The following is a 24,131-nucleotide window of genomic DNA, read 5'->3' as shown; positions in this document are numbered from 1 at the left end:
GGGAATATCAGGTTGGACCTGATTGTGCCTAGGGGAATCCCTTAGACATGGGAACTTTGCACGCAAACCGAAGTCGCGCGGCGAGAAAAATGACGGTGTACAGATGGGAAGCCAGTAAAGCATGATGTTAATGTGACATCAATGCCCCGCACAGCTATTTCATGTCGGGGTCAAGAAACGGCTCATGCAGCCGATAAAGCCTTTACAGGATTCATCCGAACAAGCCCAGGAGTCATCGATGGCCGGCATTCTCGACACAGTAGATCAACGAACCCAACTGGTGGGTGAGAATCGCCTGGAAATTCTCATGTTTCGCCTGGCGGGGCGGCAGTTGTTCGCCATCAACGTTTTCAAGGTCCAGGAAGTGTTGCAGCTGCCGAAGCTGACGTTGATGCCCCAGCGCCATCCGTTCGTCTGTGGCGTGGTCAACCTGCGGGGCCAGACGTTGCCGGTCATCGACCTGTCCCAGGCCATCGGCATGCGTCCACTGGTGCCGGGACCGAACAGCACCATCATCGTCACCGAGTACAACCGCTCGGTCCAGGCGTTTTTGGTGGGTGGCGTGGACCGCATCGTCAACATGAACTGGGAAGCCATCCTGCCGCCTCCGACCAGCGCCGGCCGAGAGCATTACCTGACGGCCATCAGCAAGGTGGACGACCAGTTGGTGGAGATCATCGACGTGGAAAAAGTCCTCGCCGAAATCGTGCCTTACAACGCCAAGGTTTCCCGGGACAAACTCGAGGATCCGGTATTGGAGCGCGCCCGCGGTCGTGAAGTATTGCTGGTAGACGACTCCAATGTCGCGCTTTCCCAGTTGCGTGACACCCTGGGCCAGTTGGGCGTGAAGATGCACATTGCCAGTGACGGCTTGAAGGCGTTGAACATGCTCAAGGCGTGGGCGGATACCGGCGAGGTCATGACCGACAAGTTGCTGATGATTTTCACCGACGCGGAAATGCCGGAGATGGACGGCTATCGACTGACCACTGAAATCCGTAACGACCCGCGCTTGCGCGCGCTCTACGTGGTATTGCATACCTCACTGTCCGGCAGCTTCAACGACTCGATGGTGAAGAAGGTCGGCTGTGACAATTTCCTCTCCAAATTCCAGCCGGACAAGCTGGTCGATGTGGTGCGCCAACGGTTGATGCTCGACCACGGCTGATCGAGGTTTGCTTCACCGGTCGGCTCGTATAAGGTTGCGTTTTTTAGCCACCAGGGAAGTCGACCATGTTGCGGCTGAGCGCGCTGTATCGTTATCCGTTGAAGTCCGGCAAGGGCCAGCTGCTGCAGGGGATTGGCCTGGACAAGCTCGGGCTCGACGGTGATCGGCGCTGGATGTTGGTGGATGAGGCCAGTGGACGATTCCTGACCCAGCGAGCCGTGGCGAAAATGAGCCAGCTCTCGGCTGTGTGGAGCGAGGCGGGTGGCCTGACCCTCAGCGCGCCGGGCCACGGCGCCATCGAGGTGCCGCTGCCGTCCGCCCGCGAAGAACAACGGCGCGGCGTGATCATCTGGCGTGACACCTTGCGCGTGCCGGATGCAGGCGACGAGGCGGCGGCCTGGGTCAGTGAATTCATCGGCAATCCCACCCGGTTGGTCCATGTGCCGGTGGAGCTGGCTCGCACCACGGCAGCCGGCTACGGCAAGGACGACGACAAGGTCGCCTTCGCCGATGGATTCCCCCTGCTGCTGATTGGCCAGGCCTCCTTGCAGGATTTATCGAGCAAGGTCGGTCGCCCGCTGGAAATGCTGCGCTTTCGTCCCAACCTGGTGATCGAAGGCAGCGAGGCGTTCGCCGAGGATGGCTGGAAGCGCATTCGCATCGGCGAGGTGGAGTTCCGGGTGGTCAAGCCGTGCTCGCGCTGCATCATGACAACGGTCGATCCGCATACGGGCGAACGTGATCCGAAGCGTGAGCCTTTCGCGACATTGCAGCAGTATCGTTCGACCCCGGATGGCGCGATGTTCGGCCAGAATCTGGTCAACGACGGCGACGGCAGCCTTGAAGTCGGCATGCCGGTCGAAGTGCTGGAATAAGACCCATGAATAGAAATGCCCGTGCCATTGGACACGGGCATTTTTGTTTATGACGTAACCGCTCTGTGGCGAGGCAGGTTCAGCCGCGATACTCACACAGGTAAGCCGTGTCGACGGTCACCTTGAGCTGGAATTTGCTGTTGGCCGGGACGTTGAACTGGCTGCCAGCGGCAAAGGTTTCCCAGTCAGTGCTGTCGGGCAGTTTAACCGTCAGGGCGCCGGAAACGACGTGCATGATTTCCCGTTGGGCGGTGCCGAATTCGTATTCGCCCGGTGCCATGACGCCGATGGTCGCGGGACCTTCGGCAGTGCCGAAGGCGATCGACTTGACGGTGCCGTCGAAGTACTCGTTGACTTTGAACATGGGCGATTCCTCGAGAAAGGGCTGAAAAAGGCCGGCCAGTATGCACAAGGCCACAACGGTCGTCATCTGCCGCGCCGGACCTTACGGTCAGCCTGTGAGCACCAGGGGCAATAGTCTCGCCGTGTTGCGGGCGTCCTCTAGCGCGCGGTGCTGTTGCCCACAGAATTGCATTCCGGCCAGCTGGAGCGCCCCGTTGAGCCCCAAGGGGCGCTCCAGCCGACGGGCCTTGGCGAAGCGTTGCTTGAGATTCATATGCGGTACCTGGTCGAGAACGCTGTGCAATTGTTGCTGCTGCCATTCCTGAAGCAATTGCTTGCGATCGTAGTCGCCCCAGCTGACCCAGCCTTCCAGGCGTGCGTGATAGGGCGCCAGCCAATGCTCGAACGCCGGCCAGACTTCGGCAAGCGGTGCCGCACTGTCGACATTGGCCTGGCTGATGTGCGTCAACTGGCGACAAAAAGACGTGAGCAGTGGCCGCCTCAAAGGCCGAACAAACCTCTGGAAATGATCCACTTCGCGGCCATCTCGATTCACCAGGGTGGCGCCGATTTCGATAATTTCCATTTCGGTTACCGGCCAGCCACCTTCATCGGTGGTGGCCTCCAGATCAATCACCAGCCATTGAGGCATTGCAAGGTTCCTGGTATCGGCGTGTCGATGGGTTTGAGCGTAGCCAAACCCGGCATATCCGCCTAGTCCTGTCTCGTTCTGCAATATTCGACGATCGGCAGGCATGCTCGATTTGAACGACCGCGCCCGAGCGCTTGCTTGGCTGCCCCGGTCAGCTTAAATTGCCCGCGCCACCTGGATTTGCTTGAGTGGCCCGCGTTGGCCGATCAACAGTAGGAGAGAGTGGGTGGACGAGCAAAAAGCCCTGCGCGTGATGCGTGAGCTGGTCGACAACGGGCAACTGACCGATCCGGACAGCGCACGCGGAAAATTGCTCCAGACCGCCGCTCACCTGTTTCGCAACAAAGGCTTTGAACGCACCACCGTGCGCGACCTCGCGAGCGCCGTTGGCATCCAGTCGGGAAGCATTTTCCATCACTTCAAAAGCAAGGACGAGATCCTGCGGGCGGTGATGGAGGAAACCATCCGCTACAACACCGCGTTGATGCGCGCGGCGCTTGCCGAAGGTGGCAGCGTGCGCGAGCGCGTGTTGGCGCTGATCCGCTGCGAACTGCAATCGATCATGGGCGGTACCGGCGAGGCGATGGCGGTGCTGGTCTATGAATGGCGCTCCTTATCCGAAGAAGGGCAGAGACAAGTGTTGGCCCTGCGTGATATCTACGAAGCTGTGTGGCTCGAAGTCTTGGGCCAGGCCCGGGATGCCGGGTATATTCGCGGGGACGTGTCCATCATGCGGCGTCTCCTTACCGGGGCGTTGTCCTGGACCTCCACCTGGTTTCGCGCCGAAGGCAGCCTGAGTCTTGATGAATTGGCCGAGCAGGCGCTGATCCTGGTGCTGAAAGAAGAACAATAAGCGTCATTGTGTTGATGGGAATTTCTTGGGGAGTGGGTTATCTTGATTTTTTCGCCGATGGGGATGACCTCGCGCGCTCTGCTGGCCGCTCTGAGCCTTTTGTTGATGCTGCCTGTCGAGGCGGCGCAAGAGGTCCGGATCGGCGCGGCACATTTTCCGCCTTATACCGTTCGTCCCGAGAATGGTGCCGACACCGGGCTGCTGCCGCAACTGGTGGAGGCGTTGAATCGATCCCAGGCCGATTACGAGTTCGTCCTGGTGCCCACCTCGATCCCACGCCGTTTCAACGACTTCAAGCAAGGCCGGGTCGACATGGCCATTTTCGAGAATCCAGACTGGGGCTGGCAGGATGTGCCCCATACGCTGGTGGACATGGGGCTGGAAGACGCTGAGGTCTTCGTAGCGCAGAAACTGCCGGATCGCCAGCAGAGCTATTTCGCGGACCTTCGAGGCAAGCGGCTGGCCTTGTTCAGCGGTTATCACTACGCCTTTGCGCAGTTCAACTCAGACCCCAAATTCCTCATCGGCCAGTTCAACGCCACGTTGACCTATTCCCATGACAGCAATATGCAAATGATGTTGCGCAGGCGTGCGGACATTGCGTTGGTGACCCGTTCGTACCTCAGCGATTATCTGTTGCGCAATCCCCAGCTCGCTTCCCAGTTGCTGGTCTCCGAGCGTATCGATCAGATTTATCATCATTACGCGTTGATCCGACCGCAGGCGCCCATTTCTGCGGAGGCGTTTGGTCGATTGCTGCAGAAACTGCGGGACGATGGCCAGCTTCTGGCGATTTTCAAACCCTACCAGATCGAGCTGGTGCCGACCCACGCCCACCAAGTGCGCGACTAAATTTCCCCTCCCGGCTCACGTCACACGTTGACTACCGACGAATACGCGAGCCCCTTCAATGTCTCACTTCAATCCTGCGGCGACGCTTCCCTTGCCTGGCGGCCGTAGTCTCGGCGCCGATGAAACAGAACGCCACCTGAGCCTGATGCTCGAGGACGCGCCGCTGGTCCGGTTGCGCCTGGAGCGCGGTCCCCAGTTGCATGTGCATTTGCAGGAGCCCAATGATCGGCCTGTGGGTCCGGCGCTCTGGGCGGCTTGCTATTGGTTGTTTGCCAGGGACCCGGGCTGCCAGCAACTGGTCTGGCACCTCGATGAACGTCCAGGCGAGGCACTGCTCAGCGGCTTGCTGGTGGACACCTTGCAACCCAACGAATACCTGTGCGAGCGCACGCTGTTCTGGCAATTGCCGCAGCCTTGGCTGGGCGAGTCGTTCAGCGGCAGTTATCCGCAGCAGATGATCATCACCGATGGCAAGCGCCATCCTCGCCGACCCGTCAAGCCACGAGGCGAGGTGTATCGGCGCTTCGACGCGCGTCTGGGGGCGTGGGTGTCCTTGCGAACCCTGGAAATCGAGCATGACCTGACGCGCTTCAACCGCTGGCAGAACAGTCCGCGAGTGGCCAGTTTCTGGCAGGAAGAGGGCAGCCTGGAGCAGCATCGCCAATACCTGACCAAACTGCAGCACGACCCTAGGGTCTTGACGCTGGTCGGCTGTTTCGATGAGCAGCCCTTTGCCTATTTCGAAGCCTATTGGGCCAAGGAAGATCGAATCGCGCCGTTTTATGCAGCGAGCGACTACGATCGCGGCATCCATATGCTGGTCGGCGAGGAACAGCACCGCGGCCCGCACAAGGTGGCGAGCTGGCTGTCGGCGCTGGTCCATTACCTGTTTCTCGATGACCCGCGCACTCAACGCGTGGTGGCCGAGCCCCGCGCCGATAACGCGCGGATGATCGGGCATCTGCATAACCAGTGCTTTCATTGCGAGAAAGAATTCGATTTCCCGCACAAGCGAGCGGCCCTGATGATCCTGGGGCGCGAGCGGTTTTTCGAGCGGTGTTCGTTGGTGTAGGCCTTGAAACTTCATCGCGAGCTTGCTCGCGATGAAGCTGGACAACTACCGATATCAGCGTCGGGCGAAGGTGTCCGCACGAACCCCTGAGACCTTGCGGCAATGCACCAGGGCGTCGCGGATCATGAAGTTGACCAAGGTCGGCGAGACCCCCAGTTCCTTGGCGATGTCCTTCTGCGGCACGCCGTGCAAACGGTACATCTCGAAGGCGTAGCGGGTACGGCTGGGCAACTCGGTCAGCGCCTCGGCAATGTGCTCCAGCGTGGAAAAATTGATGTGAGACGTCTCCGGCGAAGCACCCTGGATGACCACGTTCAATCCTTCCTCTTCCGGCCCCGAGTATTTCTGTTCCAGCGCCTGCTTGCGGTAATGATCGATCGCCAGGTTGCGCACGATCTGGAACAGGTAGCTGAGCTGGGCCTTGAAAGACGAGGTGATCTGTGGTGCCGATTGCAACCGGAAAAACGCATCCTGGACGACGTCTTCGGCGCGGGACCGGCAACCGGTGATACGCGCCGCGATCTTGACCAGAATGGTTCGGTTATCGACAAATGCTTGGAGTAGCGGTGAGTCGCACCTGCTTGTGGATACTTGTTCCGTCATGGAATTCACCTTGCTGCAATTAGTTAGCAGGACGACCTGTCCATCGGACCTGTCCTACACATCGACGGCCAAATTAGGCTTAATGATAATTATTGTCAATTGAGAAGAAGAATTATTGATGAAAGGAAGTCCAGCTTGAGCGCTGCGACTCTTTGTCGCTCTGCGCGACGGTCAAGCGGTCTGTTACGCAGGGCCGGCGACTAATTATTTGCCGGCGCTATCCGTTCCATGGGGGACAACTTGCAAGCCGAATTCAGGCAGGAACCCCCCATGACCGAAGCGTTCGAACTCCCCAGCACCCTGGCTCATGCCCTCCAGCGCCGCGCCGCGTTGACGCCGGACCGGGTGGCCTTGCGCTTCCTCGCCGACACCGCGCAGCAGAGCGTGGTACTGAGTTATCGCGACCTGGATCTGCGCGCCCGGACCATCGCCGCCGCCTTGCAGGCCGACGCCGAGCCCGGTGATCGAGCGGTGCTGCTGTTCCCCAGCGGCCCGGATTACGTCGCGGCGTTCTTTGGTTGCCTGTACGCCGGCGTGATCGCCGTGCCGGCCTATCCGCCGGAGTCCACGCGTCGCCATCACCAGGAGCGGCTGCTGTCGATCATCGCTGACGCCGAGCCACGGTTATTGCTGACCAGCGCTGACTTGCGTGACACCTTGCAGGCCATCGAATCGGCACCGCCGGTGTTGTGCGTCGATGCCCTCGATCCGGCCCGTGCCGGACAATGGCTGGCGCCGGACCTGCAAGACGATGCTATCGCGTTCCTGCAATACACTTCCGGCTCCACCGCCTTGCCCAAGGGTGTGCAAGTCAGCCATGGCAACCTGGTAGCCAATGAATTATTGATTCGTCACGGCTTCGGCATTGATGTGAATCCCGACGACGTCATTGTCAGTTGGCTGCCGCTGTATCACGACATGGGCCTGATCGGCGGTTTGCTGCAGCCGATCTTCAGTGGCGTGCCCTGCGTGCTGATGTCACCGGCTTATTTCCTCGCTCGACCGTTGCGTTGGCTCGAAGCGATCAGCGAGTACGGCGGCACCATCAGCGGTGGCCCGGACTTCGCCTATCGGCTGTGCTGCGAACGGGTCAGCGAGTCAGCCTTGGGCCGCCTCGACCTGAGCGGCTGGCGCGTGGCCTATTCCGGCTCCGAACCGATCCGCCTCGACAGCCTGGAGCGCTTCGCCGAAAAGTTCGCCCCGTGCGGGTTTACCTCCGACAGCTTCATGGCGTCCTACGGGCTGGCCGAAGCGACCTTGTTCGTCGCCGGCACGCCGCGCGGTCGAGGCATTCCTGCGATGCGGATGGACGATGCGTCATTGGCGCAAAACCGCGCCGAACCGGGGCAGGGCAGCGCGGTGATGAGTTGTGGCGTGAGCCAGCCGGGTCATGCGGTGCTGATCGTCGAGCCCTCCACGTTGCAGCCGTTGGCTGACAGTCAGGTTGGCGAAGTCTGGGCCGCCGGGCCGAGCATCGCCCACGGTTACTGGCGCAATCGCGAAGCCAGCGCCAAGGCGTTTGTCCAGCATGATGGTCGCACGTGGCTGCGCACCGGCGACTTGGGTTTTGTACGTGGCGGCGAGCTGTTTATTACCGGCCGCCTGAAGGACATGCTGATCGTGCGTGGCCATAACCTTTATCCACAGGACATCGAACAAGCCATCGAGCGCGAAGTGGAAGTAGTGCGCAAAGGACGAGTCGCAGCTTTTGCAGTCGACGACGACGGCGAAGAAGGCATCGGCATCGCCGCGGAAATCAGCCGCAGCGTGCAGAAGATTCTCCCGCCCGAAGCCCTGATCAAAGCGATTCGCCAGGCCGTGGCCGACAGCTGCCAACAAGCGCCCAGCGTCGTGGTGCTGCTCAACCCTGGCGCGTTGCCGAAGACCTCCAGCGGGAAACTGCAGCGTTCGGCGTGTCGCGCCCAGTTGGCGGATGGCAGCCTCGACAGCTATGCGCTGTTCCCCTCGACCGAAGTGCAAAGGGTCGATGAGCCTGGGTCTTCATCCGAGCTCCAGGCCTTGATTGGCCAGCTCTGGTGCGAGCAATTACAGGTCGACCAGGTGCGCGGCGACGACCATTTCTTCCTGTTGGGCGGCAATTCGATCGTCGCTACCCAAGTCATCGCTCGGCTGCGCGAAATCCTGGGCCTGGAACTCAACTTGCGCCTGCTTTTCGAGGCCCCGACCCTGGATGCTTTCGCCGCAGCAGTGGTCAACCTGCAGCGTGACGGCGGTCGGGCTCAAGGCCTGATCAATCCACTGTCCCGCGCCGAAGCGTTGCCCCAATCCCTGGCCCAGAACCGCTTGTGGCTGACCTGGCAGTTGGACCCTTCGAGCCGCGCCTACAACATCCCCGGCGCCGTGCGCTTGCGCGGTGAGCTGGAGGAAAACGCCTTGCGCGCCAGCTTCCAGCAACTTATCGAACGCCACGAATCCCTGCGCACGCGGTTTCTGGAACGTGACGGCATAGCCTTGCAACAGATTGACCCGGCCGGTGAATTCAACCTTCAGGTGATCGACCTCAGCGACGTGCCCGCCGACCAGCGCGAAGCCCGTGCGCGGCAGATCCGTGAAGACGAAGCAGCCAGCCGATTCGATCTGGAAAAGGGACCGCTGCTGAAGGTCACTTTGTTGCGCCTGGATGAAGACGAGCATCAGTTGCTGGTGACGCTGCACCACATCATCGCCGACGGCTGGTCGATGAACGTGTTGATCGATGAATTCTCGCGTCTATACGCCGCTGCATCCCGGGGACAGGTGGCGGAACTGGCACCGTTGCCGTTGCAATACGCCGACTACGGCAGTTGGCAGCGGCAATGGCTCGCCCAAGGCGAAGCCGAACGCCAATTGGAATACTGGAAACAGCAGTTGGGTGATGAGCATCCGCCCCTGGCGCTGAGCACCGATCATCCACGCAATGCCCAGCAGCGTCGCAGCGCCGCGCGCCACAGCGTGCGTCTGGACAGGGACCTCGGCGAGGCCCTGCGCCAAGTCGCCCAAGCGCATGACGCGACGCTGTTCATGCTGCTGCTGGCGGGCTTGCAAGCATTATTGCAGCGCTACACCGGCCAATCCGACATCCGCATCGGCGTGCCCAACGCCAATCGCCCGCGCCTGGAAACCCAAGGGCTGATCGGCTTCTTCATCAACACCCAAGTGCTGCGCGCACAAACCGATGCGCGCCAGCCGTTCGCCGCGCTGCTCGCCCAGGCCCGAGCGGCTACGCTGGGTGCCCAGGCTCATCAGGACCTGCCTTTCGAACAGCTGCTCGAAGCGTATCCCCAGGCCCGCGAGCAGGGTCTGTTCCAAGTGATGTTCAATCACCAGCAGCGGGACCTGGGCGCGTTGCGGCGTCTGCCCGGACTGCTGGCCGACGAGTTGCCGTGGCACAGCCGTGAAGCCAAGTTCGACCTGCAATTGCACAGCGAAGAAGACCGCAACGGTCGTCTGATGTTGTCGTTCGATTACGCAGACGAACTGTTCGAGGCGGCGACCATCGCGCGCTTGGCCGAGCATTTCTGCAACCTGTTGCGATCCGTCTGCAGCGACCCGCACCAGGCCATCGGGGACGTGCCGTTGTTGAGTGCCGAGGAACTCGCCCAGCAGCGGCGTTGGGGGGCTGCGCCCTGTGAACCCGCCGCGCAATGGCTGCCGGAACTGTTGAATGAACAAGCCCGCCGCAGCCCGCAACGCACCGCGCTGCAGTGGGACGGTGGTTCGCTGGACTACGCCGAGCTGCACGCCCAGGCCAATCGGCTGGCGCATTACCTGCGGGACAAAGGCGTCGGCCCGGACGTGTGCGTGGCGATCGCCGCCGAGCGTTCGGCGCCGTTGCTCATCGGCGTGCTGGCGATCATCAAGGCCGGCGGCGCTTATGTGCCGCTGGATGTCGATTACCCGAGCGAACGCCTGGCCTACATGCTCCATGACAGCGGCGTCGATTTGCTGCTGACCCAGACCGCATTGCTCGAACGCTTGCCGGCCTGCGAGGGCGTCAGCGTCATCGCCATGGACGCCCTGCACTTGGAGCAATGGCCAAGCAATCCGCCGGGCCTGCACTTGCATGGCGATCACTTGGCCTACGTGATTTATACCTCCGGTTCGACCGGTCAACCCAAGGGCGTCGACAATACCCACGCGGCCCTGGCTGAGCGCTTGCAATGGATGCAAGCCGCCTATGGGTTGGATGAAAGCGACGTGCTGATGCAAAAAGCGCCGATCAGTTTCGACGTGTCGGTGTGGGAGTGCTTCTGGCCGCTGGTCGCCGGCAGCCAATTGGTACTGGCCGGCCCAGGCGAACACCGCGACCCGCACCGCATTGCGCAGTTGGTCGAGCAGTTTGGCGTAACCACGCTGCATTTCGTGCCGCCGCTGCTCAGCCTGTTCGTCGACGAACCGTCGAGCGCCCGCTGCACCAGCCTGCGCCGAATCTTTTCCGGTGGCGAAGCCCTGCCGGCCGAGCTGCGTAGCCGGGTACTGGCGCGGTTGCCTGCGGTGCAACTGCACAACCGCTACGGCCCGACCGAAACCGCCATCAACGTCACCCATTGGCACTGCACCGAAGCCGATGGCGAGCGCTCGCCGATTGGCCGGCCGTTAGCCAATGTGCTGTGCCGGGTGCTCGACAATGATCTCAATCCTCTGCCGATCGGCGTGCCCGGCGAGCTGTGCATCGGTGGCCTGGGCCTGGCCCGGGGTTACCTGGGGCGTCCGGGCCTGACGGCCGAGCGCTTCATCGTCGACCCGCAAGGATCGGCGGGCGCACGGCTGTACCGCACTGGCGACCGGGCGCGGTGGGGGGCGGACGGCGTGATCGAATACCTTGGCCGTCTCGACCAGCAGGTCAAGCTGCGCGGTTTCCGGGTCGAGCCACAAGAGATCGAAGCCCGACTGCTGGCCCAGGACGGCGTCGCCCAAGCGGCGGTGCTGGTACGGGACACGGCGGCCGGCCCGCAGTTGATCGGCTACTACACGACCGACGCGGTCCATGAAGACGAAAGCGCCCAGGCCACGCGTCTGAAAACCGCCCTGGCCGTCGAGCTTCCGGAGTACATGGTGCCTGCGCAACTGCTGCGCCTGGACGCCATGCCGCTGAGCCCAAGCGGCAAGCTCGACCGCCGCGCCTTGCCCGAGCCGCAATGGCAGGTGCGCGAGCACGTCGAGCCGACCAGCACACTCGAACAGCAGATCGCCGGCATCTGGCGCGATGTGCTGGGGCTTGCGCGCATTGGCCTGCGGGACGATTTTTTTGCCCTGGGCGGCCATTCGTTGCTGGCGACCCAGATCATTTCCCGCACTCGCCAGGCCTGCGATGTCGAGCTGCCGTTGCGCACGTTGTTCGAGAACAGCGAGCTGGGCGCCTTCGCTGAGCAGGTGCGGCTGATCCAGGCCAGCGGTCGGACCAACGGCCAGCCGCCGATCGAGACAGCCGATCGCAGCCAACCGGTACCGTTGTCGTATTCCCAGCAGCGCATGTGGTTCCTCTGGCAGATGGAGCCGGACAGCCCGGCCTACAATGTCGGCGGCATGGCGCGGTTGCGCGGGGTGCTGGACGTCGGGCGTTTCGAAGCAGCCTTGCAAGCCTTGATCCTGCGCCACGAAACCCTGCGCACCACGTTCCCGAGCATCGACGGCGTGGCCCGCCAGCAGGTGCACGGCGAAACAGGCCTGCGCATGGACTGGAAGGACTTCTCGATGCTCGACGCCGATGTTCGCCAGCAGCGCGTGCAGCAACTGGCGGACAGCGAGGCCCACGAGCCCTTCGACCTGGAAACCGGGCCACTGCTGCGGGCCTGCCTGGTCAAGACCGCCGAGCATGAGCATTACTTTGTGCTGACGCTGCACCACATCGTCACCGAAGGTTGGGCGATGGACATCTTTGCCCGAGAACTGAGCGCGCTGTACGAAGCCTTTATCGATGACCGCGAATCGCCGCTGGAGCCGTTGCCGGTGCAATACCTGGACTACAGCGTCTGGCAGCGCCAATGGCTGGAATCCGGCGAGCGCCAGCGACAATTGGACTATTGGACCGCGCAACTGGGCCGCGAACATCCATTGCTGGAACTGCCGGCCGACCGCCCGCGTCCGCCGGTGCAAAGCCATCGCGGCGAGTTGTTCCGCTTTGATCTCAGCGATGAGCTGGCCGCCCGGGTCCGTGCCTTCAACGCCGAACGGGGCTTGACGCTGTTCATGACCATGACCGCCGCCCTGGCGGTGTTGCTCTATCGCTACAGCGGCCAGACCGACTTGCGCATCGGCGCGCCGGTGGCCAACCGCATCCGTCCGGAAAGCGAAGGCTTGATCGGCGCCTTTCTCAATACGCAGGTGCTGCGTTGCCAGCTCGATGGGCAGATGTCGGTGGGCGAATTGTTCGAGCAGGTACGCCATACCGTGATCGAAGGCCAGTCCCACCAGGACTTGCCGTTCGACCATCTGGTAGAAGCCCTGCAACCGCCGCGCAGTGCGGCGTACAACCCGCTGTTCCAAGTGATGTGCAACGTGCAGCGCTGGGAATTCCAGCAGAGCCGCACGTTGGCCGGCATGAGCGTCGACTACTTGGTCAACGACGCCCGCGCGACCAAGTTCGACCTGAACCTGGAAGTCACCGACCTCGACCATCGGCTGGGTTGCTGCCTGACTTACAGCACTGACCTGTTCGACGAACCGCGCATCGCCCGCATGGCCGGGCACTGGCGCAATCTGCTGGAAGCGTTGCTGGTCGATCCGTCCCGGCGACTGAGTGAACTGCCGCTGCTGGACGCGAGCGAGCAACGGCAGCTTTTCGACAGCCTCGGCGAGGAGCCGGGTGAGCATCGCCTGGATCAATGCATCCACCCGCTGTTCGCTGAGCAGGCCCAGGCGCGCCCCGACGCGCCGGCCCTGAGCTTCGCCGGCCAGACCCTGACTTACGCCGAACTCGATGGCCGGGCCAATCGCCTGGCCTGGATGTTGCGCGAACGGGGCGTCGGGCCGCAGGTGCGGGTGGGCCTGGCGCTGGAGCGCTCGCTGGAAATGGTCGTCGGCCTGCTGGCGATCCTCAAGGCGGGCGGCGCCTACGTGCCGCTGGATCCTGAATATCCGCTGGACCGCTTGCACTACATGATCGAAGACAGCGGCGTCGGCCTGTTGCTCAGCGACCGGGCCATGTTCGAGGTCCTTGGTCCATTGCCGGAGGGCGTGCAGCGCTGGTGCCTGGAAGACGATTCGGCGGCCCTGGCGCAATACGCGGATCATGCGCCGGCGCTGATCAACCTGCCGCAGCACCAGGCCTACTTGATCTACACCTCCGGTTCCACCGGCAAGCCCAAGGGCGTGGTGGTATCCCACGGTGAAATCGCCATGCATTGCCGAGCGGTGATCCAGCGCTTCGGCATGCGCCCGGACGATTGCGAACTGCACTTCTATTCCATCAACTTCGATGCCGCTACCGAGCGCCTGCTGGTGCCGTTGCTCAGTGGCGCCCATGTGGTGCTGCGCGCCCAGGGCCAGTGGGACGCCCAGGAGATCTGCGGGTTGATTCGCCAGCACCGCATCAACATCCTCGGCTTCACGCCCAGCTACGGCAGCCAGTTGGCGCAATGGCTGGCGGGCCAGGGGCAAACGTTGCCGGTGCGCATGTGCATCACCGGTGGCGAAGCCCTGACCGGCGAGCATCTGCAACGCATCCGCGCCGCCTTCAATCCGCGCCTGTTTTTCAACGCCTATGGGCCGACCGAAACCGTGGTAATGCCGCTGGCGAGCCTGGCCCCGCAACGGCTGGAGGAGGGCGCGGGCAGCGTGCCGATTGGCAGCGTGATCGGCGCTCGGGTGGCCTACATTCTCGATGCCGACCTGGCACTGGTGCCGCAAGGCGCCACGGGTGAGCTGTATGTCGGTGGCGCCGGCCTGGCCCAGGGTTATCACCAACGCCCGGGCATGACCGCCGAGCGTTTTGTCGCCGACCCGTTTGCCGCCGCTGGCGGACGGCTGTACCGCACCGGCGACCTGGTGCGCCAGCGTGCCGACGGCCAGGTGGAATACCTGGGCCGAATCGACCACCAAGTGAAAATCCGCGGCTTCCGCATTGAGCTGGGGGAAATCGAAAACCGTCTGCTGGAACATGACGCCGTGCGCGAAGCCGTGGTGTTGGCCCTCGATCTGCCGGGTGGCAAGCAGTTGGTCGGCTATCTCGCCACCGACGTCGCGGAGCAGGGCGCCGCCGAGCAGGCGACCTTGCGTGAATCCCTGAAAAACCACCTCAAGGCGCAGTTGCCGGACTACATGGTGCCGACTCACTTGATCGTGCTGGCGAGCATGCCGCTGACCGCTAACGGCAAGCTTGATCGCCGTGCCTTGCCGATGCCCGATCCGGAGCTCAATCGCCAACAGTACGTGGCGCCAGGCAATGTCCTGGAACAAGCGCTGGCCGCGATCTGGTGTGATGTGTTGAACGTGAAACAGGTGGGCCTCAACGACAACTTCTTCGAGCTGGGGGGCGACTCGATTCTCTCGATCCAGGTCGTCAGCCGTGCCCGGCAGCAGGGCATCCACTTCACCCCACGTGATCTGTTCCAGCACCAGACCGTGCAAGCCTTGGCCGCCATAGCCACCCGCAGCGAGCAGGTGAGCGCCGAGCAAGGCTTGTTGAGCGGTGAGTCGGGGCTGACGCCAGTCCAGCATTGGTTCTTCGACAGCGCGATACCCAACCGTCATCACTGGAACCAGGCGTTGCTGCTGGAGCCGGCGATGCCCCTGCAAGCGCATAACCTGGCGCAGGCATTGCGCGCTGTTTTCGAGCAGCATGATGCCTTGCGCCTGGGCTTTGGCAACACGGCCGGGCATTGGCGTGCCGAGCATCAGCCGTTGTTCGACGGCGTGCTGTTGCAGCACCTGGCCGTGGATTCGCCACACGCCTGCGAAGGGGTATTTGCCCAGGCGCAGCGCAGCTTTGACCTGGCGACTGGGCCTCTTCTGCGCGCCGTGCTGGCAGACATGCCCGACGGTCGGCAACGGTTGCTGATCGCTGTCCATCACTTGGTGGTGGATGGCGTGTCGTGGCGGGTGTTGATGGACGATCTGCAAACCGCCTACCGCCAAGCCGTGAACGGGCAAGCGCCGCAGTTACCGGCCAAGACCAGCCCGTTCCGGGATTGGGCGGCGCGGTTGCAGGCCTACGCTGGCAGCGAGTCCTTGCGTGAGGAGTTGGGCTGGTGGCAAGGCCAATTGAGCGGCCCGGACGTGGCGTTGCCTTGTGCGAATCCCGACGGTGGCCGGCAAGAGCGGTACGCTGAAAGCGTCAGCGTGCGCCTGGACGCGGAGCGCACCCGCCAGCTGTTGCAACAGGCGCCGAGCGCCTACCGCACCCAGGTCAACGACTTGCTGCTCACGGCGCTGGCTCGGGTGCTGTGTCGCCGCACCGGTCATGCATCGGCGCTGATCCAGCTCGAAGGCCACGGTCGTGAGGCGCTGTTCGATGACATCGACCTGACGCGCACCGTGGGCTGGTTCACCAGTGTCTATCCGCTACGGCTGAGCCCCGCGGGGGACGATCTCGGCACCTCGATCAAAGCCATCAAGGAACAACTGCGCGCCGTGCCCCACAAGGGCCTCGGCTATGGCGTGCTGCGTTACCTGGCCGACACGACCGCGCGTGAAGCCATGGCCGCTTTGCCCCGCGCCACGATCACCTTCAATTACCTTGGCCAGCTCGACCAGACCCTCGGCCACGACGCGCTGTTCCGGCCACTCGACGCACCGCTGGGCCCGATCCACGACCCTGACGCGCCACTGCCTAACGAATTGGGTGTCGACGGCCAAGTCAGCGGCGGTGAACTGGTGCTGCGCTGGACCTTCAGTGCCGAGCGCCATGACCGCGAGGCCATCGCCGCGCTGGCCGATGCCTATCTCGAGGAGTTGCAGCGCCTGATCGAACATTGCCTCGCGGACGAGGCGGGCGGCCTGACGCCGTCGGATTTCCCGCTGGCGAAACTGACCCAGGCACAACTCGACAACCTGCCGGTGCCGGCCGGGCAGATCGAAGACGTTTATCCGCTGACGCCGATGCAGGAAGGCATGTTGCTGCACACGTTGCTGGAGCCGGGCACGGGCCTGTATTACATGCAGGACCGTTATCGCATCAACAGCGCGTTGGACCCACAGCGTTTCGCCCAGGCCTGGCAGGCGGTCATCGCCCGCCACGAAGCCTTGCGCGCTTCGTTCTGCTGGAACGTCGGCGAAGACATGCTGCAAGTCATCCACAAGCCCGGCCGCACGCCGGTGGACTGTCTCGATTGGACGCAGGTGCCCGAGGATGAGCAGGAGCCCAAGCTCCAGGCGTTGCTCAAGCAGGAGCGCGAGGCCGGTTTCGATTTGTTGAACGAGGCACCGTTCCACCTGCGATTGATCCGGGTCGGCGCGGCGCGCTACTGGTTCATGATGAGCAATCACCACATCCTGATCGATGCCTGGTGCCGTTCACTGCTGATGGACGATTTCTTCGAGATCTACACCGCCCTCGGTGAACATCGCCAGCCTCAACTGGCCGTGCCGCCGCGCTATCGCGACTACATCGGCTGGTTGCAACGCCAGAGCCTGGCCGAAGCCCGGCAGTGGTGGCAGCGCAACCTGCAAGGCTTTGAACGGACCACGCCGATCCCCGGCGACCGGCCGTTCCTGCGCGAGCACGCCGGTGATAGCGGCGGCATGGTGGTCGGCGACTGCTACACGCGGCTCGACGCCCGGGATGGCGCGCGATTGCGCGAGCTGGCCCAGGCCCATCAGTTGACTGTGAACACCTTCGCCCAGGCGGCGTGGGCCCTGGTGCTGCGCCGGGTCAGTGGTGATCGCGACGTATTGTTCGGCGTGACCGTGGCCGGGCGCCCGGTGGAGATGCCGCAGATGCAGCGCACGGTGGGGCTGTTCATCAACAGCGTGGCCTTGCGGGTGCAGATCCCGGGCGACGACCAGCGCTGCAGCGTGCGCCAGTGGCTCAACGGGTTGCTGGACAGCAACATGCAATTGCGCGAGTACGAATACCTGCCGCTGGTGAGCATCCAGGAAGCCAGTGAACTGCCCAAGGGCCAGCCGCTGTTCGACAGCCTCTTCGTGTTCGAAAACGCGCCGGTGGAAGTCTCGGTGCTGGACCGCGCCCAAAGCCTCAACGCTACATCGGACTCGGGCCGCACCCACACCAATTTCCCGCTGACGGCGGTCTGCTATCCGGGCGATGACTTGGGGCTGCACCTGTCCTACGACCAACGTTATTTCGACGAGTCCACCGTCCAGGGACTGCTCGGCGAGTTCCAGCGATTGCTGCTGGCGTTGATGGACGGTTTCCATGGCGACATGGCTGAACTGCCGCTGATCGGCGCCCAAGAGCGGGATTTGCTCGTCGAAGGCTGTAACCAGAGCGCGCGCGACTATCCGCTGGAGCGCAGTTACGTCGAGCTGTTCGAGGCCCAAGTGGCGGCCCATCCGCAACGCGTCGCCGCCACCTGCCTGGAGGACAGTTGCACCTACGCGCAACTGAATGAACGCAGCAACCGTCTCGGTCATGCGCTGATCGCGGCCGGCGTCGGTCTCGATCAGCCCGTGGCGCTGTTGGCCGAACGGAACCTGGACCTGTTGGGCATGATCATCGGCAGTTTCAAGGCCGGTGGCGGTTACCTGCCGCTTGATCCTGGCCTGCCGAGCCAGCGCCTGAGCCGCATCATCGAACTGAGCCGTACGCCATTGTTGGTCTGCACTCGCGCCTGTGAGGAGCAGGCGCTGGCGTTGCTGGAAGCGTTCGCCTGTGCCGGTCGGCCGAAGCTGCTGGTCTGGGAGAACGTCCAGGCCGGCGATGTGTCGCTGGACAATCCTGGCGTCCACAGCGGACCGGACAACCTGGCTTACGTGATCTACACCTCGGGTTCCACGGGGTTGCCCAAAGGCGTCATGGTGCAACAGCGCGGCATGCTCAATAACCAGCTCAGCAAAGTGCCGTACCTGGCGCTGGACGAGACGGACGTGATTGCCCAGACGGCGTCCCAGAGTTTCGACATTTCGGTGTGGCAGTTCCTCGCCGCGCCGTTGTTCGGCGCTCGGGTGGACATCGTGCCGAATGCCATCGCCCATGACCCGCAAGGACTGCTGGACCATGTGCAACGCCAGGGCATCACCGTCTTGGAAAGCGTGCCGTCACTGATCCAGGGCATGCTTGCCCAGGAGCGCATCGGCCTCGATGGCCTGCGCTGGATGTTGCCAACCGGCGAGGCGATGCCGCCGGAGCTCGCCCATCAATGGCTGTTGCGTTACCCGGATATCGGCCTGGTGAATGCCTACGGTCCGGCCGAATGTTCCGATGACGTGGCGTTCTTCCGGGTCGACATGACTTCGACCCGCGGCACCTACCTGCCCATCGGCACGCCCACCGACAACAACCGTTTGTACCTGCTCGACGGCGCGCTGGACCTGGTGCCACTGGGCGCGGTGGGGGAGTTGTGTGTCGCCGGCACCGGGGTCGGACGCGGTTATGTCGGCGATCCGCTGCGCACCGCGCCGGTGTTCGTGCCCAATCCGTTCGGCGCAGCCGGGGAACGCCTGTATCGCACCGGCGACCTGGCGCGACGCCGCAGCGACGGCGTGTTGGAATATGTCGGGCGCATCGACCATCAGGTGAAGATTCGTGGCTATCGTATCGAGCTGGGGGAAATCGAAGCGCGGCTGCACGAACAGCCCGAGATCCGCGACGGCGCGGTGAGCGTGCAGGACGGCGCCCATGGCAAGCATCTGGTGGGCTACCTGGTTGCCGCCGACTCGACGCTGAACCCGACCGAACGGCTGGAGCGCATCAAACAACGGCTACGCGCCGAGCTGCCGGAATATATGGTGCCGCTGCACTGGCTGTGGCTCGACCGGTTGCCTCTCAACGCTAACGGCAAGCTGGATCGCAAGGCCTTGCCGGCCTTGGAGATTGGCCAGCTGCAAAGCGAGGCTTATCAAGCCCCTGGCAGCGATCTGGAACGGACCCTGGCGGACATCTGGGCCGAGGTGCTGAAGGTCGAGCGGGTGGGGATACGCGATAACTTCTTCGAGCTGGGCGGGCATTCGTTGCTGGCGACGCAAATCGCCTCGCGTGTGCAAAAAGCCCTGCAACGCAACGTGCCGCTCCGGGCCATGTTCGAGTGCAGCACGGTGCAGGAGCTGGCCGAATACATCGAAGGGCTGGCGGCCAGCGAAATCACCGAGGAGAAGGCGGATCGGTTGAATGATCTGATGGCGCAGTTGGAAGGATTGTAGTTTTGCGGCGTCTATAAGGACCCCATCGCGAGCTGGCGGCACAAGCAGGGCAACCCCGTGGTTGACGCCTCGCTTGTCGCGGCTCAGTCTCCCGAAGGTTTTCCCTGACTCAACAAGGAGGTCACCGATGCCTTTTGTAACGATTGCCGGACAACCGCTCCATTACCTTGACCAAGGCCGGGGGCCGGTGGTGCTGCTGGGCAGCAGCTATTTGTGGGACAGCAGCATGTGGACGCCGCAGATTGACGCCCTGTCGAAGCACTGTCGGGTGATCGTTCCTGAGCTGTGGGGCCATGGCCAGTCCGGGCGCTTGCCGGAGGACACGACTTCCCTGGATGACCTGGCGTGCCAGGCGCTGGCGTTGATGGACCAACTGGAGATCGATTGCTTCAGCCTGGTAGGGCTCTCGGTGGGCGGGATGTGGGGTGCGCGACTGGCGTTGGCGGCGCCTGGACGTGTGGAGTCGCTGGTGTTGATGGACACCTACGTCGGCGTCGAGCCGGAACCGACCCGCCTGTATTACTTCTCGCTGTTCGACAAGATCGAGGCCTGCGGCGGCATCCCTGAACCGTTGCTGGACATCATCGTGCCAATCTTCTTCCGGCCAGGCATCGATCCGCAGTCGGCGCTCTACCAACAGTTCCGCGCCTCGCTCGCGGCGCTACCCGCCGATCGCCTGCGCGACAGTGTCGTACCGCTGGGGCGGATCATTTTCGGTCGGGACGATATCCTGCCGCGCCTGCCTGGACTGGACGCCGAGCGCACGCTAGTGATGTGCGGCGACCAGGACAAGCCACGGCCACCGGCCGAGGCGTTGGAAATGGCCGAGCTGATTGGCTGTCGGCATATGCTGGTCCCGGAGGCGGGGCATATCTCGAATCTGGAGAACCCGGAGTTTGTGACCGAGGTGTTGCTGGCGCTTCTGACGCGCAAGCACTGACTGTTGCCCAACCGTGGCGAGGGAGCTTGCTCCCGCTGGGCTGCGCAGCAGCCCCAAAAAGCGCATGCGTTTAACCTGACGAACCACAGCAAGACAGCCAGGGGCTGCTTCGCAACCCAGCGGGAGCAAGCTCCCTCGCCACAAAAGCAGTCGGCGGCGCGTCAGGTTTTTTGGGCTTTACTTCGGCCCGAGAATCTTCACCAGCTTGTCCGGCGATGGCGCGCCTTGCTGTTGTTGCAGTTCGCCTTTCTCATCGAGGTAGAAAATCGCCGGGGTGGCTGACAGTTCCAGTTCTTCCATCAGTTGCAGGTTGGCGTCGAGCTTGGCCTGGATGGCCGACGGTATGTCCTTGAGCGGTTTGAGCGAGCTGCCTTTGCCGGCCTTTTCATGCTCGGCCAGGGCTTTCTCCGGTTCCTTGGCGGCCAGCAATGCAGCGGATTTACCCGGGCTGTCCTCGCGGATGATGCCCACCATGATGTGGCGCAACTGCACCTTGCCGGCCTTGACCCACGGTCGGGCCTGTTCCCAGAACATGTTGCAGTATGGGCAATTGGGGTCGCTGAACAGGTACACAGTGCGTGGTGCGTCCTTGTTGCCATCGGCGATCCAATTGCTCGCTTCCATTTTTGCCCAGATTTCCTTGGCCATCGGCGCGTAGACCAGTTTTTGCAGCGGCTCGGCGCTCAGGTCCTTGCCCTCGGCGTCGTACAGGTTGCCCAGCAGAACGTGTTTGCCATCCGGCGTCAGGTACAGGGCCATGCCACGGTTCTGGTATTGCGCCGCATAACCGCGCAAGCCATCCGGTGCGTCGAAGGTGCCGACGATTTTCGCGCCCTTGGCTTCGATCTTCTTGATCGCCGCCGGTAACTCTTCGGCGTGAAGCAGTGGGGTTTGCAAGAGTGCGCCGGCAAAGGCCAGGGTCAGCAGGTGGTTGAGGCGGGGCATGGCAGTGTCCTTGTCGCGGGGTGGGCCGCCATGGTCGAGCCCGGCGTTTCGAAATTTTCCAGTGCGCGGGCCAGGCTCGCTTCCGACAATTCGCCCAGATGACTGCCCAGCAAGCGGCCGTCGGCGCTGTAGAACAAGGTTGTCGGTAATGCCATCGAGCCGACGGCTTGACCAAGACGCCCGCTGCCATCGAACAGCACGTTAGTCAGGCTAAGGCCCTGGGTCGCGAGGTAGGTGCTGACGCTTTGCATGCTTTCGGCTTGATTGACGAACAGGAAGGTCAGGTCCGGGCGCTGCTTTTGCGCTTCTTCCAGTACCGGCATTTCACGCCGGCAGGGTGGGCACCACGTGGCCCAGAGATTGATCACCAAGGGGCCGCCCTGGTAGTCGGCGAGGTTCACGGTTTCGCCTTGGGCGTTGCGCAGATCGATCGCCGGCAAGCGAGTACCCTGCTCATAAATCGTCAACGACAGGGTTGCCACCAGCCAGAACAGCAGCCCGCTGCCGACACTGAAACCCAGCGGGCGGCGCAGGCCCGGTCGGCGACGTGCCCATAGCAGCGCAGCGATCAACAGCGCAACGATGCCCGGCCAGGCCAGGAAACCGCCGTCGCGCAAGTCGACAATCTGCCACGGATCGTCCTGGTAATGGTTCCAGTACGCAGCGACAAAGCCGACTCTCGCGGCAAGCAGCCCCAGCAGGAACAACCCGAACAGCACTGATTCGGGGTTTTCGCCGCCGCGCTTGGCCACGCGCCAACCGACGAAGGTCGCCAGGGCCAATGCGCTGATCAGCAACAGATGGTTAAGGGCGATGGCAAAGGTGCCCAAGGTAAACGTCAGCATCAGGGCGCGTTCCGGGTGATGTTCCAGCGCTCCAGGAAGCCCTTGGCGTCGATTTCGCCCGTGATCCGTTGGCTGCGGCGTTCCGCGCCGTCCGCGCCGATCCACAGCAGGCTCGGTGGCCCAGGCACCTGGTAACGGTTTAGCAGCTCTCGGCTGGCGGCGCTGTCGGCGGTGACATCCAGGCGCAGCAGCCGCACGTCCTTGAGGGCATCGAGCACTTCGGCGCGGCCGAACACCTGTTTCTCCATGATCTTGCAGGACACGCACCAGTCCGCGTAGTAATCCAGCAACACCCACTGGCCCTGCGCCTTGGCGGCGTCCAGTTCCCGTTGCAGGGCGGCAGGCTCGCTGACCGTAACGAAGGCATCGTCGGTGCTGAGGGTCGCGTTGCCTTGTCCGCCGGTGTAGACCTCCAACGGCCTGAACAGGTCGTCGCTGCCGCCCGACGCCCCGATCACCAGCAGGCTGCCCCACAGGCCGAACAACAGCGACACGCTGCCCCACAGGTAGGCGGCGCGACCAAATCCTTGAGTTTGGCGCCAAGCGCAATAAGCGGCAATTACCAGCAGTGCGCCCCATAGTCCGATCCACAGCGAGCCATCGATGATCGGGCGAATCATCAGCAGCGCGGTGCCGAGGAACAAAAAGCCGAATACACCCTTGAGCAGGGTCATCCAGGCGCCGGGCTTGGGCAGGAAGCGATTGCCCACGGTGACCAGCAGCAACAGCGGCAGGCCCATGCCGACGCCCATGGTGAACAAGATCAAGCCGCCGTGCAGCGCGTTGCCGCTCTGGGCGATGTATAGCAGCGCGCCGGCCAGCGGCGCGGTCATGCAGGGGCCCACCAATAGACCGGACAGCGCCCCGAGAATGCCGGCGCCCACCAGGCTGCCTCCGCGGCGTTGGCGGCCGGCGTTTTCCAGGCGATCACGCAGGGCGGCCGGCAGTTGCAGTTCGAAGAAGCCGAACATCGGCAACGCCAACACCACGAACACCGCCGCGAAAGTGCCCAACAGCCAGGGTTGTTGCAACCATGCCTGCAGGTTGGCCCCGAGCAGCGCCGCGAGCACGCCCATGGCGGCATACACCAAGGCCATGCTGATCACGTAGCTGCCGGCCAATGCCAGACCGCGCCGGGGGCCGGCGCCGCTGCCCACCACCAACCCGGCCAGAATCGGCAGCATTGGCAACGAACACGGCGTAAATGCCAGCAACAGCCCCAGGCCGAAGAACACCAGCAGGCTCCAGCCCAACGTGCGTTGTTGCAGACCGCTGGCCAAGGCCTGATCCTGCGCCTCGCCGTTGGCCGTTATCGCTGCGCCGCCACCCAGGTCGACCACTTGGGTTTGGGGCGGATAGCACAGGCCCGCGTCGGCACAGCCTTGGAAGCCGACCTTGATCTTTCCCGTAGCCCCGGCGGGAATCTTCAGTTCCAGTGCCTGGCGATAGACTTGCTGGTCGCCGAAAAACTCGTCGCTGTGAGCTTCGCCTTCGGGCAACTTCGGCTTTTGCGCTTCGGCCAAACCGTCGAATTTGAGCCGCTGCTGATAAAGGTAGTATCCGTCCGCGATCTGCCAGAACAACTGGGTCTCACCGGAATCCAGGCGTTGCGAGGAAAAGACGAACGCCTTTTCCACCGGCAGGAAGTCGGGTTTGGTCTCGAAGGGATTGGCAGCCTGGGCCAGGCCCGAGAGCAGGATCAGCCACAGCAAAAACAATCGACGCAT

Annotated in this window: 13 protein-coding genes; 7 read left to right on the top strand and 6 right to left on the bottom strand. The window is 63.1% G+C overall.

Annotated elements, in window-relative coordinates; translation table 11 throughout:
* Positions 1-238: 238 nt before the first annotated feature.
* Together J3P95_RS16885 and J3P95_RS16880 are read left to right on the top strand one after the other, a co-directional pair.
* Entirely contained in the window at positions 239-1,168 is a 930-nt protein-coding gene (locus J3P95_RS16885; protein ID WP_434557900.1) for a chemotaxis protein CheV, read from the top strand.
* Positions 1,169-1,233: 65 nt separating this feature from the next.
* A complete protein-coding gene (locus J3P95_RS16880) occupies positions 1,234-2,043 on the top strand; it encodes an MOSC domain-containing protein (protein ID WP_434557899.1) in 810 nt (269 codons plus the stop codon).
* 79 nt (positions 2,044-2,122) lie between these two features.
* Here the strand turns inward: J3P95_RS16880 and J3P95_RS16875 are convergent, their stop codons facing one another.
* Positions 2,123-2,407 carry a pyrimidine/purine nucleoside phosphorylase gene (locus J3P95_RS16875; RefSeq protein WP_186636758.1) on the bottom strand — a complete coding sequence of 95 codons (285 nt, stop codon included), beginning with the start codon at positions 2,405-2,407 and terminating at the stop codon, positions 2,123-2,125.
* Between the two features lie 87 nt (positions 2,408-2,494).
* A complete protein-coding gene (locus J3P95_RS16870; protein WP_186609908.1) occupies positions 2,495-3,037 on the bottom strand; it encodes an exonuclease domain-containing protein in 543 nt (180 codons plus the stop codon).
* Between the two features lie 226 nt (positions 3,038-3,263).
* Here J3P95_RS16870 and J3P95_RS16865 point away from each other — a divergent pair, with 226 nt between their 5' ends.
* From J3P95_RS16865 to J3P95_RS16855, 3 genes are all read left to right on the top strand, one after another.
* Positions 3,264-3,890, top strand: a complete 627-nt coding sequence (locus tag J3P95_RS16865; RefSeq protein ID WP_434557898.1) for a TetR/AcrR family transcriptional regulator — start codon at positions 3,264-3,266, stop codon at positions 3,888-3,890.
* A gap of 63 nt (positions 3,891-3,953) precedes the next feature.
* Positions 3,954-4,742: a substrate-binding periplasmic protein gene (locus J3P95_RS16860; protein WP_434557897.1), complete on the top strand. Its 789-nt coding sequence runs from the start codon at positions 3,954-3,956 to the stop codon at positions 4,740-4,742.
* A gap of 58 nt (positions 4,743-4,800) precedes the next feature.
* A complete protein-coding gene (locus tag J3P95_RS16855) occupies positions 4,801-5,814 on the top strand; it encodes a GNAT family N-acetyltransferase (protein WP_434580412.1) in 1,014 nt (337 codons plus the stop codon).
* Between the two features lie 54 nt (positions 5,815-5,868).
* Here J3P95_RS16855 and J3P95_RS16850 read toward each other — a convergent pair whose 3' ends face one another.
* The gene (locus J3P95_RS16850; protein ID WP_186636745.1) at positions 5,869-6,417 is read right to left on the bottom strand and encodes an RNA polymerase factor sigma-70; all 549 of its coding nucleotides are present in this window, start codon (positions 6,415-6,417) and stop codon (positions 5,869-5,871) included.
* A 270-nt stretch (positions 6,418-6,687) separates the two neighbouring features.
* Between J3P95_RS16850 and J3P95_RS16845 the strand changes: the two genes are divergently transcribed.
* Both J3P95_RS16845 and J3P95_RS16840 read left to right on the top strand, forming a co-directional pair.
* On the top strand, positions 6,688-19,674 hold the full coding sequence (locus J3P95_RS16845; RefSeq protein WP_434625902.1) for a non-ribosomal peptide synthetase: 12,987 nt from the start codon (positions 6,688-6,690) through the stop codon (positions 19,672-19,674).
* A 127-nt stretch (positions 19,675-19,801) separates the two neighbouring features.
* Positions 19,802-20,614 (top strand): alpha/beta fold hydrolase, encoded by an 813-nt coding sequence (locus tag J3P95_RS16840; protein ID WP_434557894.1) that lies wholly within the window; start codon positions 19,802-19,804, stop codon positions 20,612-20,614.
* 177 nt (positions 20,615-20,791) lie between these two features.
* On the opposite strand, the gene dsbG is transcribed toward J3P95_RS16840, so the two are convergent.
* From dsbG to dsbD, 3 genes are read right to left on the bottom strand one after another with little or no spacing between them, the layout of a single operon-like run.
* Complete coding sequence (gene dsbG, locus J3P95_RS16835; RefSeq protein ID WP_434580416.1) at positions 20,792-21,559, bottom strand: thiol:disulfide interchange protein DsbG; 768 nt, start codon at positions 21,557-21,559, stop codon at positions 20,792-20,794.
* A complete protein-coding gene (locus tag J3P95_RS16830) occupies positions 21,535-22,404 on the bottom strand; it encodes a TlpA family protein disulfide reductase (RefSeq protein WP_434580419.1) in 870 nt (289 codons plus the stop codon). The genes dsbG and J3P95_RS16830 overlap by 25 nt, the downstream gene beginning before the upstream one ends.
* Complete coding sequence (gene dsbD, locus J3P95_RS16825; protein WP_434580421.1) at positions 22,404-24,131, bottom strand: protein-disulfide reductase DsbD; 1,728 nt, start codon at positions 24,129-24,131, stop codon at positions 22,404-22,406. Before dsbD ends, J3P95_RS16830 begins: the two co-directional genes overlap by 1 nt.

Source organism: Pseudomonas sp. Z5-35, from assembly GCF_051131945.1.
GTDB classification, from domain to species: Bacteria; Pseudomonadota; Gammaproteobacteria; order Pseudomonadales; family Pseudomonadaceae; genus Aquipseudomonas; species Aquipseudomonas marvdashtae.
This window is presented reverse-complemented; position numbering and strand designations above follow the sequence as displayed.